Origin of the sequence: Chitinophaga fulva, from assembly GCF_012927205.1 — a bacterium.
GTDB classification, from domain to species: domain Bacteria; phylum Bacteroidota; class Bacteroidia; order Chitinophagales; family Chitinophagaceae; genus Chitinophaga; species Chitinophaga fulva.
This window is the reverse complement of record NZ_JABBGC010000001.1, coordinates 2,489,667-2,501,293: the sequence shown is the minus strand read 5'-3', so window position 1 is coordinate 2,501,293 and position 11,627 is coordinate 2,489,667. Positions and strand designations below refer to the sequence as shown.

Genomic DNA, 11,627 nt, shown 5'->3' with positions numbered 1-11,627 from the left:
GAGCTGCCTCAAATTACTTTTGAGACAGCTCCTTTACATTAAATCAGTATTCTATTATTATCAGGGCAGAGGGGTGAATTTAAATTCGTGAATGATCACTTCATATGACTGGCCATTGACAGGCGCGGCACCGTTCATCAACCAGAGGTTCATGAGTATGGGCATATTCAGTGCCGACAGTTTAATATCTGAAGACGTGAATTTTTTCCTGGCAATAGTGCTGCCCGCATCGTAGTGCCCGTGCTGGCTTTCATACACGATACTATCTGTCCTGTAACGCGTGAACCGATGCGTGCTGTAGGTACCGTTCATCGCAATATTGGGTGATTCCCAGTGAACATTATTGTAACGTACACCGGATTGCGCTGGATAAACCGTGTAATTGAACTGCCCTGCAGAGGGATTACCCCAGCGGGAAAGTTCTATATCCTGTTCGTCGTAACCATCCTGTCCGGAGTAGTTAAACAGTCCCAATACTATGTTCCTGTCAATAATGTTCAGATCACATTCAATTTTCCACTGGTAGGTACCATAACCAAAGTTGTTGTTGCTGGTCACCTCGGCGCAGCTCCAGCGCCCCTGCGCATCTTTCTGCATTTTAAGATGAAGGTGGCCGTTTGCATCCAGCCACGCATTATTGCTGTTCCAGTAATTAGGCCCCGGACCCTGGGTGCCGGAGGAGGTAGAACGCACTGTCCACGTATAGCCGCTGAAGTTAATGGTGCTTGCTATCAAAGTGGTAGCGGGTTTATCGTCAGGCAGCCTTTTAGCGGAGGCGTTATCTTCCGGTTTGATCATACTTTTCTGACAGGATGCAAACAGTATAGCACTCAGTGCTATAATTGCAATGCTTTTGGTTGAAGTTGAAAAATGGTTTTTCATTCGGATATATTTTTACAGGATGAAAAAATACTTGTCAACGGTAGGATTACCCTCATAAAGGATGCCCTCTTAACGTGGATCTTCAGTGTCTTTGATTACGATCGAACTGGTTATTATCAACACCAAACCTATCGATTAACATACCTACTAAAACGGCACCACCGAAATCGCCTTATACAACTTCGCAGGATCGTAGATCACGCCGTTTTTAATGACCAGTTTCGTTTTCCGGACATTGCTGATATTTTTCACCGGGTCTCCTGCCACCAGCACCATATCTGCTGTTTTCCCCACTTTGATACTTCCCAGGTCTTTACTTTTGCCGGTATATTCCGCAGTCCCAAAAGTAGCCAGCTGCAGCACCTTCTCTGCCGGGATACCCGCTTTAACATAAAGCTCCAGTTCCCGCTGATAGTCAAATCCCGCCGCACCATCTGTACCGGCAACAATCCGGATACCGTTGTCATATAACAGTTTGGTCAGTTTCAAAAAGGCGCCGAATGACTGAATATAGGTGGAGTCCATTCCCGGCGGAACGGGTATGCCCTGGCCTCCCGCACGCATGCTGCGTTGTATCTGTACCGGGAAATGTGTGATGATATCTTTGTTTTTTTCTTCCAGTACGCCGTCCCTGCCGGTCAGCATCGGCTCAAATGCCACCAGCGTAGGATCAGAGGCGATATTCCGGGCTTTCATCAGGGCGATGAACTGTTTCACCTGCGGACTGTTCAAATCCAGTGAAGCGGCCCTTTGCGCCGGAATAGCAAACCGTTGCGGGGTACGGGTATCGATCGTATCACCGAAGAAGTTAAGCAGGAGCATGTTCATATGCGTCACTTCATTATAACCGGCTTCTATGGCCTGCGCGGCTGTCATGAAAGCAGGGATATGACCGCATACACGCATATGATATTTCTTCGCTTCTGCTATCAGCGGTTTTAACCACTCCGGTTTGATAGAGCTGTAAAATTTGATCTGGTCGTAGCCTTTGTCGGCAAACATGCGGATAAACTGTTTGCCTTCTTCCACATTGTGAATCAACATGCCGGTAGGTGCTGCCATCGGCCCGGCGCCGTCAATCAGACCGCTGATGACTTCCAGATGTGGCCCTATCAGTTCTCCGTTATCAATTTCTTTTCTCAGTGTAAGCAATGTGGTATCATTACCCATGTCCCGTACATGCGTCACTCCCGCGGCAACGTGCATGATATCCTCAGGGCCATCCCCCAGGTGCACATGCATATCCCAGAAACCAGGCAACAGCGTCTGACCACTTCCATCCACTATCCTGTCAGCCTTTGCGGTGAGTCGTTTTCCGACAGACACTGCTTTGATTTTTCCCGCACCTATCAACACATCGGTATGTGGCAAAAGGGCAGCTTTCTCAGCATCAAACAGCGTTACATCACGGATCAGAATATCGCCGGCCACTCTTTCCGGCAACTCTCTCGCCAACTTGTTATCCTGCTGCCGTTCAATCTTTTTCTGCACCGCCAGCAATTCCTTTACATAAGGTTCATAACCCTTACGGACCATTGAAAACCAGTCACCGATATAGCCGAAGCCGTTATCCTGTTCATCTATCCATACATATCCCGGTGTGAAAGATATCCCGGAAACCTTGCATAACTGCAGGTTCCGGTCGCCCACTTTGTGCTCCAACACTATTTCCAGCGAGGCTTCACCAAACGGCAATAATTTTATTTTATGATGACTGGCTTTCAGCGCCTTGATCATGTTTCCGCCCTCTCCATTCATGCATATATAATATGCTTTTCCGGAAACAGGTTTAGTTTCATTCTCAGCGGCATTCTTCCATTTCGCTATACCGTCTGTCAGCGAAAAATCTTCCGATACTGGCTTTTTGTAATAGTCTTTCCCTACTGCATGGATATAAGTAGGAAATCCGTCATTATCCTGATGGTAGATGGTATGCAGGCTGTCACCCCTGCCGCGGTCGTTATATTGGTACCAGGATTCAAAAGTGCCGGGCGACGTTTCAATCACCTTCTTTTCACCTTTGATATTTCCTGTTAAAATGAGAGAGTATCTGATCGTATCACGCTGCTGCGCAAACGTACATACAGGTGCGCTGAAAACCAATAGCAGCAGTGTTCTGAAGATGGCATTACCGGGTAACATAAGAGGTAGTCATTTTGGTTGAAAAGAATAAAGTAAATATAAGGAATATTTACATGCTTTATTCCTTTCACCATTACCATCTTATCCAGATGCCCACTACTTCTTATCCAACGGATAAATTTCTTTTTTACCGGCGGGTACCTTTCCAGGCTGCACTGGCAGCTGTACCTGCCGCAGGGCGTGTACCCGTTCCTGTTACTACCACCAGCTGTAGATAGTCAACTGGAGCGTTTTCCGCTTCGCCACGGGAAGCCTTGACGTAAACGGTATGATTATCTTTCCAATACAGTTCCTTTTCCAGCCAACCATACGGTTGCAGAAAAGCTTTTCTTATGACATTGTTTTCAACCGTATAGATACTAATATCCTGTGTTGGAGGAGGAATATGCTCATACTCTTCGTACGGATTGGACTTACTGCATAATACCAATCTCCCATCCGGCGATACCATGGGGATATTACTCAGTGTGTCCTGCTTTCCGGTGGTTTTATCGATGGCGAGGCAATAACCGTGTTCGTACCCGTTCACCCTCACCAGGTATTTGTTCAATGGTTTTAGATACCCTGCATACTGATAGTCCAACCGGTCTTCGTCATGTGGTACGCCCGCATTATTCTTCAACACTACCTTTCCACCATCTGTGGTGACGGTTATCTGACCATTTACGACCGGGAACTTTAGTGAATCACGTTCTATCTGGTTATGGTAAGCGCTCTTGTACTGTTCAAATTCCTGTTGGGTAATACTGGTCACTTCAACCGTCAGCTGTTTAGCGGCAGGAGCCGCAATAACAGCCGCGCTGTCGGTCTTCACGGTTATTGCCGTGCTGTCAGTAGCGGCCTTATTTTGCACTGCTCCGTTACAGGCATACAGGAAAATGAATAGCGATAGTAACTTTCTCATTCTTTGATTTCTTCGTAACGATCACCCTGTCTGATCTTACAAAACGTTTATTCTACCCGCAGCATCTATCTTGTATTGCTTCTGCAGTGTTCCTTTTTCCTCATTATTGGATGCCTTATAAAGGCTGATTAACAAATTCTGATCGATAGAAAAATATAATAAGGCATTTTCCTCTACCTGCCCAACCAACATCTTGGAAATAAACTGATCGTTACTGGAGATAGTGATCAGATAATACTGTTCTACGTCCCCTTTATAGGTAACCAAAAATGCCTTGATACCATTATCCACTACGGGAAGTTTAAAATAATCTTCAGGGTCTCTGTTTATCTGTTGTTTCAATATCTGCTGCAAGGTATTATTTTGGTTCACCGGATAAGAAGGGTAGTCCACCCCGCATTGCTGCGCATTACCAGGATAAACACAGGTTTTATAGTACCCTTTAAAGTCAAATGGCAGCTTCACAGGTATTTCTGTCTCAGTAGCAGCTTTACTCACAGACGACTGTCTACCTGATTCCGCTTGGACAGCCTGCGTCTTTCTCCAGTCCTCCAATGGAACAATGTTGCCAGCAACCGGTTCCCATACCCGGATATTATTACAATCCCCTTTTTCTACATAAAAAATGAAATAATTTTCTCTTCTGATACTACTTTCATAGCCCACTTCGATTTTGTAATAATATTTATGGTCAATCGTATCCACATGGGTGATATAAGATACTCCATGGGTGTGGTTGGAGATGGAATCAATCTGTTTTTGTGCCTCTTTTACCTCCGGCAGCGCAGCAATTTTCTTCAGTGTTTCTTCCTCTGTGCTACAGGCAGGCACACCGACTATACCAGTGGTATCTGCAGATGGTGTTTTGTTTTCTCGTTGGCTGTTTCCACAGGATATACAACAGATAAGCAGTATCAGTGCTAAATACTTCATAGTTGTTATTTTATTTTATCCAATAACTTTAGATCGTTTTCCAGTTCTGCTTTTTGTGCAGCATAGCTGGCACATTTCAATTTACAGTTGATCCACTTTCTGTAGTCGCTGATGACTCCGGGAAGTATGCTTTTCAGCGCTGCAACATACTTTTTATCTGTGGCAAATGCGCCTAATCGTCCCTCTGCCTGTAAACCTACTATAAAATCTTCGAAATCCATACTATCATCCGTGAGGGCCTTGTAAGCCTGGGGCCAGTTCCTTTGTAACTGAACGATATAGGCTTCAAATCCCTTTTCAACAGTAGAAAATTTACCAAAATTCTGTTCCATTGCCTGAGGGCCGTTTCCAAAATCTTCATGGGTTAAATAAGTAACGTACCCTTCATCTCCTTTACTTTTCAGGTTCATCGGATTGTTGCCCGGTGGAATACTGAAACCATTTTCCTGCCGGCGCTGACAAATCATATAAAAGATCTTGAATTTATTGGCACTGGAAAATTTCTGTAACGCAGAGATGGCATATCCGCCAAATTCCTCGTAGAAATCCAACCTCTCTTTATCCAGTGCTTTACAAGTATTGCATACCACCTTAGCTGACGACTGTGGCTTAGGCTCGCCCATACAGGCGCAGGTATTGCTGAATCCTGACTCCCGGGCCAGATCTACAATCTTTTTGCCCAGTACATCGGCCTGTTTTTTCACAAAAAATTCATCAGCGAGATACTTCTCTTCATATTTCCTTACGTCCATATGTACCCAGGAAGTCGCTCCGTCCGACGTTCTTTCCAAGGAAAATTTATTACTATTGTCCCAGCCCATCTGTGCGTCCAGGTATTTTACAAATACCTCACTTCTTACCTTGTCCATATCCGATGAGCTGCCCGTCACTTTACCATTCTTATTAAAATGGATATCCACCGCCTTACCCATATGATTGGTCGTGTTACGGCCTTTGTATTCATTATGCGCCCAGCAACGATAACCAGCAGAGATGGAATTATATGTGAAGACTGACCTTTTCTCTGCATAGAAAGTTGCTGCACTCACTCCCCAGAGTAAGCTCCGGTGGATGCCTGGATATTCATATTTGTAATTGGATTCATCAGGGCGCTTGGGATTTAGGTACTCCCCCTTAAACTGCCCTTTACCGAAACCAGAACATTTATGTTCAATGCTTTTCACGCCATTGCACAAACAAATATAATTTTTCAGGTCCTGTATATATTTCACACAAAATTCATCGATGGCTTTAAGCGTGTTACCACATATTTTTCCGGTAGGCGCTACTTCCATATAGTCCTGCTGAAACTGTCTGACCGCTTTTTCTGTCCTGACGGTAAATACATCTTCCGGTATAGCGCCGCCAAAACCGGCAAGCCGGATATTAATTTCCCGGATAAGTGGCCCTTTATCATTCAGTTTAATACAATATTTTCCTTTACAACTCACAGCAATACTCTCCAATGGCTCTCCGAGCACCGTCGGCGCTATCGGTCTGGTGGCGTTGTTCAGCCTATCAGCCATCGCTGCGGATAATTTGATATGATGGTAGAAATTTACATCAGATGGATTATATGCGTTGGCATCGGCCACCTTTTCGGGGTACATATAATTGTCCGTTTTTTCATTCTTCAGCACCACATAAAAATTGCGCAGTCCATTATCCTGCACAGCCACACCTGTCCTCAATTTGGAGGTATCCAGGTCAACAGGCAGTGTTTCGTTGTCTCTCACCTTGAACTTCGTGTTCTGCACCAGTTTATCTTCTGCCTTATATTTGTTTTCCCACAACTGGAATACCAATTCTTCTCCCGCCAGATTTTTGGTTTGTATATGGATTCTTATTTTCTCGCCATAAGGGTACACTTTATATGCCGGGTAGTTAGTACTGTCAAGGAATGACACACTAACGATCTCCGGTTTTTTGTTGATATAAATAAAATTACCTTTTTCATTTTCCGTGAGATGGCTGGGCTTTGCCGGGAACCAGAACTTCTTCCCATCGGAAATAATGGTCTTCATCCCCTGAAACCGCATTCCGTCGGGCTTTTGTAGCACACCAAAGAGAACCCTGTAATAATCACCCTGCCACCACAGCGCCTGCAATTTTTCTTTCAGGTCATTGGTCTTAACATCCAGCCGGGCCTCTCCTTTGGCGTCGAAAGCAACATTGCCCAGGTCTTTGATGTAGTTGATATCATCCTCTCCATCGTATTCCAGTACGTGGAGGTTCACCGACACACCCGCGGATTGGGGACTGACGATCAGCGCTTTGATAGTTTCATTCCAGCCGGCTTTAGTTTTATACTTGTTTTCCGCATCTGTAAAACACCAGCGGGTCACCTCCGCCAGGTCAGCATTGATATCGAGTTTTTTGGAAGATCCCCGCAGTTGGGCTGTCACCACGAACTTCCCTTTAGCAGGTGCATAGATACCCTCCCGGGTAGTACTGTTTCCTCCGGCGGGCGTCCAGGAAACAGGACCGTCCAGTTGCGGCTGATAGGGCATCAACAAATCGGCGATCAGCGTATAACGTTTGCCTACCACCCATTGGGTCTCTCCGTTTTTGACCCGGATGGCAGTTATCTCATTTTGTTTTACCTCAAAACACCAGTCATCTTCAGATTTAGCGGCACCGGCGGTGGCCTTGCCTTTCTTACTGTCCCAGGCGTCAGCATGGGACACATAAGCCTCCACCACATAACTGCCGGGAACAGCGAAATAGGTGCTACCATCCAGTGACAGCGAAGCGCCGCTCCCTACCACCTTACCATTGAGCTGCCATTTGATGGCCGCCTGTTCAAAGTCCTGTGCCGGCGTGGCATAGGACATCTTACTCACTTTAAAGCTCATGGTAGTACCCGGACGGACAACATGCGTACCCTGATCATTCGTCACACTCACCACACTGTTTGCTTCCGACACCATCTCTTTACTTATCTCCTGTGGAGCGCCTTCTTCTGTGGCTGGCAGCATAGTAGCCGTCACCGTATAAGTAGCGGCGGTATTGGCCGGCGTGAAGGTAATCGTATCTGTACCAGGATCTGTAGGCCCCGCAATCATATTGCCCGCAGCATCGGTCACCTTCATGAATACACGTTTCTTTTCTTCATCCGTGGCTGGCGACATCTCATATTTTGCACTGATAGTAACGGGAACACCCCTACGCACGCGGTATTGCTCAGGTTTGGCATTCTTCCCGGGCAAACCGGGAATAACACGCCCCATCCCAGCGCCCAGCTCCAGCTCTTCTTTCAGCTGGTTGTTCACCACGGAAACATCAATGGCGCAACGGACATCGTCCTGCGCTTCCGGGTTACCGAAAGCCATCACGCGGTAGCTGCCTGTTTCATCGAAGTTCATACTGAATGACGGGCCTACCTCTTCAAATACCTGTGAGCTGCCGCCGGACACTTTCCATCCCACCTTATCTTTATCTGCCTTAGCAGCGTTATAATAACTGACCACTTCAAATTTCAGTGATTCATTGGGCCTTGTCCGCAGCACCGGCACCGGCGCCGATTTTCCGGAAGCACTCATCAGCTCGGGGGGAATGCGTTTCTCCAGTTTTACCTTGATCTGTTTTACCTGTGGCTTTTCTTTTTTGGTATCGGGCTTGGGGGCCATCGGGTTCAGGACTGACAGGCTTTCCACTTCCACTTTATCGAAGTGTGCCTGTGATACGGCCGCTTGCTGTCCGTGATGCTCAATGGTGATGGAGCCGGGCCCGCCGGTGGCGCAGGCAGCGGTACTGTCTTCCGTCAGGATTTTCCCACCATTGGTAAGGGTTACCTTCTGGTAAAAATCTTTCCATGCGGTAACGCCGGGGCTACAGGCGCCTTTCGTGATGGAGCAGTTGCCAAAAGTTCCGGCCTCAAATGGTTTACCTATATCTTTGGTGCTGGCAATAGCTTTTGAGTTACCATCGTTGTCGTTGATATAATCCTTCTCATTGCCGGTTACTTTCAGTTTGTCGATGGAGCTTCCAAACTTACAACGGCATGTGGCTCCCTGTACCACAAAATGTTTATCAGCCATGTTACTACCTGATTAATTACAAACAATTTTATTTCGTGTTGACAGTATGTTCTTCCAGACAAACAATACTGACGGATATCTGATGATGTTGACCGCCTTCGTTTATTTCCCATTTCCCCTTCAACTGCTGTACGTAATTACGTGTAGGCGTCAGGGTACAGGTGACATCAATAAGGCCGCGGCTATATGCCGGCGGGGCGCTGGCAGACAAAATACCTTTCTGTATAATTACATCCGGCGTACTGCCGAAAGGTGTTCTTTCCTGTTGAATGTCAAATGCAACCGGGGCGGAGAAAGGAATCACCGGGTATTCCATCTCCCGTTGTGTTTTATAATTGGCAAACAACAAGGGGAAATACATACCCAGGAAAATATCTCCTGACAATGCCTTCCGGAAAACCTCCGCGTCGCGCAGCGTGGCGTCTGTATGTTGTATATAGGATTCCGCGATTTCTCCGGTGTAGTACTGTTCCAGCTTTTCCTTTTTGGCTGCCCACCGTTGCAATATCTCCGCATAGTTGGCTACGGCGGCAATGCGGCCGCCATTTTCCAGTTTCACCTGCAGGGGATATACCACGCTGCCGCATTGGGCTGCCAGGTCTCCGGCCATATAATCATCCGCCGGCGAACCGTTGATCAGTATATCCGTTCGCGTGATACTGAAAAAGACTTGCGATGTGTCTTTCGGATTATTCATCCGCTGTACGGTAGTATTGTATCGGACCGTTTGCGGCTGCGCTGTTTCAAAGACAATGGTAACGGTATGGATACAGGGAGGCTGGGCTGGCGTCAGTTGCCAGGTTGGGCTATCAGCCAATGGTTTTTTAAAAGAGAAAAAGGCCATACTTTTTTAAGTATTAATGACCGATATGGTTATTGGAAGAACCTTCCAGTTCTTCGGGTTTGAAAGTAAAGTTGTAATCCCTGGATAAGTCGCTATATGAAAAGTTCACATCATACTCCGGGAACTTCGGACTTTTATCCACTACATTGAAATAGGCATGGCGTGCTATTTTAAACGCTTCCAGCCTGAGACTGTCCTGCTTGAGACTATCTGTTTCCAGTCCAGCCGGGCTTTTATCAAACGTCATGATAATGGCATATTCAGTCTTCCGGGAAGTATCACTGATAAAATATTTGGGGTCCCTCCAAATACGTCGGGAGTGATAAACTGTACGTAGTGAATCAAAATAGGTCTTCTCTGCGGGGCGTAACTCACCATCTCCGGGTGTTGTAACCCACATTACAATGAAAAAACCATAATAACACACTATGGCGATAATTGCCAGTATTGCCGCTGCAACGAGGATGAGCACTTTTTGTTTTTTGCGAAGGGCCATTATTCCATTTTTAAATAAAACAACCGGATATCCATCATCCAATTAATACCAACTTACATAATCATTTCCCTGATAATGTTTGTAAACACCATCTTTTTTCCTCAGCTGCCGGAACTGTGTGCCCTTTTTAACACCGGAAGCATGAAACAGCTTCTTTTTCGTACTCGTCGTGGCAAAGCCACCGCCACCAAGGCTAGGCACCGATTCCGTCACTTCTATCTCTCCTGCGTAAGTTAACTGTATGCCTTCCAGATCTTCCAACCAGTCCCAGACATACGCTTCCGTTTTCGTATACATATGCCCGTATTCGTCGTTGGACGGATTTTTCACCTGGCCGGCAAACTGAATGCCTTTTATGAAAAGGCCATCATTCATATTTTTAAATGTCAGTACCGGGTCAATAGATATATCAAGCTGGAAAGTGCAGGCGGGGAAAGTTGCGGAGAAGTTGTTCACATCTGCGGGAGAGAAGTGAACGACTTTCTTCACTTTTACGCCTTTCTCTTTCAGTACAGATGCAATCCCTTCTGCGTAGGCGGCGCCCATACTGTGCGACACAATGAACACCGGTGTCAGGAACTGATCGTCAGCACCTTTCTCTTTAAAAATAAGTTGATAAAAAGTGGACTTGGGATTATTAAATCTGTCGAGGGCAATTTTTTTCCCTTCATTAAACCGCAGGCTGCCGGAAGAAAACATGGTATTGGACCCATTGATAAAAAGCCGCTTCTGGGCTTTAAAGTATTTTTGCCCGGCCTGTACAAATTTATTCGCCCAATATTGCTGGCCGGAATCACCACCGGCATATGGCAGGTCTTTGTTCCAATAACCGTTCACAAAGAGTATCACCGGCTCCGTTTCTGCTACAGTAGCACCTACACTGACTGATTTCACCGGCCGCTGGAAATAGGCAAATATCTTAGTCTGCTGTACCTGCGTATGTGCGTTGACTTTATACTGGATCTGCACCGTCCCGTCTTTGATGGTCCCTCCGGTGTGGATATGTGCAATAGGCTCATCATCCAGTTGTTTCGACCACTGCACCTGCTGGAGCTCCTTATCAGTAGGTTTGCGGCTGAATTGTGACGCTTTAAAAGTGTACCATTTTTCTTTGTACATGACAGTCACCAGTTTACCGTCTTCATCAAACGGGCCTTCCACTTTTTTCACCAGCAGCGTGTTTTTCTGCGTGGCTTCGTAGGTACCGAAGCGGACACCAGACTCCTGGCCGTGCATTTTTACGTGTTTGGCGGCGTTAAGTGTGGTTTCCGCACTGCTGTTCCAGCGCACGCCTTCGCCGTTTTCTGTATATTTTTTGGAGATCAGGATGATGTTCCCTGAATTTTTCTCTCCCATTGGTTTTCAATTTAAAGATGGTGGATGGGA

General features: G+C 46.3%; 8 protein-coding genes. All 8 read right to left on the bottom strand.

Features of this window, described 5'->3' with window-relative positions; genetic code table 11:
• Positions 1-60: 60 nt before the first annotated feature.
• The 8 genes from HHL17_RS10415 to HHL17_RS10380 all read right to left on the bottom strand — a co-directional run bounded on the left by HHL17_RS10415 (position 61) and on the right by HHL17_RS10380 (position 11,597).
• A complete protein-coding gene (locus tag HHL17_RS10415) occupies positions 61-882 on the bottom strand; it encodes a glycoside hydrolase family 16 protein (protein WP_169224655.1) in 822 nt (273 codons plus the stop codon).
• A 147-nt stretch (positions 883-1,029) separates the two neighbouring features.
• Entirely contained in the window at positions 1,030-3,024 is a 1,995-nt protein-coding gene (locus HHL17_RS10410; RefSeq protein WP_169224654.1) for an amidohydrolase family protein, read from the bottom strand.
• A 127-nt stretch (positions 3,025-3,151) separates the two neighbouring features.
• Positions 3,152-3,928 (bottom strand): hypothetical protein, encoded by a 777-nt coding sequence (locus HHL17_RS10405; RefSeq protein WP_169224653.1) that lies wholly within the window; start codon positions 3,926-3,928, stop codon positions 3,152-3,154.
• Between the two features lie 36 nt (positions 3,929-3,964).
• Positions 3,965-4,861: a hypothetical protein gene (locus HHL17_RS10400; protein WP_169224652.1), complete on the bottom strand. Its 897-nt coding sequence runs from the start codon at positions 4,859-4,861 to the stop codon at positions 3,965-3,967.
• Positions 4,862-4,866: 5 nt separating this feature from the next.
• Positions 4,867-8,901, bottom strand: a complete 4,035-nt coding sequence (locus HHL17_RS10395; RefSeq protein WP_169224651.1) for a PAAR-like protein — start codon at positions 8,899-8,901, stop codon at positions 4,867-4,869.
• A 28-nt stretch (positions 8,902-8,929) separates the two neighbouring features.
• The gene (locus HHL17_RS10390; RefSeq protein ID WP_169224650.1) at positions 8,930-9,745 is read right to left on the bottom strand and encodes a hypothetical protein; all 816 of its coding nucleotides are present in this window, start codon (positions 9,743-9,745) and stop codon (positions 8,930-8,932) included.
• A gap of 13 nt (positions 9,746-9,758) precedes the next feature.
• On the bottom strand, positions 9,759-10,241 hold the full coding sequence (locus HHL17_RS10385) for a hypothetical protein (RefSeq protein WP_169224649.1): 483 nt from the start codon (positions 10,239-10,241) through the stop codon (positions 9,759-9,761).
• A gap of 42 nt (positions 10,242-10,283) precedes the next feature.
• Positions 10,284-11,597 (bottom strand): hypothetical protein, encoded by a 1,314-nt coding sequence (locus tag HHL17_RS10380; protein ID WP_169224648.1) that lies wholly within the window; start codon positions 11,595-11,597, stop codon positions 10,284-10,286.
• Positions 11,598-11,627: the final 30 nt, after the last annotated feature.

Coding starts and splice junctions, on each gene's coding strand:
- HHL17_RS10390 (WP_169224650.1), bottom strand. CDS start 9,745: ATGGCCTTTTTCTCTTTTAAAAAACCATTGGCTGATAGCCCAACCTGG.
- HHL17_RS10385 (WP_169224649.1), bottom strand. CDS start 10,241: ATGGCCCTTCGCAAAAAACAAAAAGTGCTCATCCTCGTTGCAGCGGCA.
- HHL17_RS10400 (WP_169224652.1), bottom strand. CDS start 4,861: ATGAAGTATTTAGCACTGATACTGCTTATCTGTTGTATATCCTGTGGA.
- HHL17_RS10410 (WP_169224654.1), bottom strand. CDS start 3,024: ATGTTACCCGGTAATGCCATCTTCAGAACACTGCTGCTATTGGTTTTC.
- HHL17_RS10415 (WP_169224655.1), bottom strand. CDS start 882: ATGAAAAACCATTTTTCAACTTCAACCAAAAGCATTGCAATTATAGCA.
- HHL17_RS10395 (WP_169224651.1), bottom strand. CDS start 8,901: ATGGCTGATAAACATTTTGTGGTACAGGGAGCCACATGCCGTTGTAAG.
- HHL17_RS10380 (WP_169224648.1), bottom strand. CDS start 11,597: ATGGGAGAGAAAAATTCAGGGAACATCATCCTGATCTCCAAAAAATAT.
- HHL17_RS10405 (WP_169224653.1), bottom strand. CDS start 3,928: ATGAGAAAGTTACTATCGCTATTCATTTTCCTGTATGCCTGTAACGGA.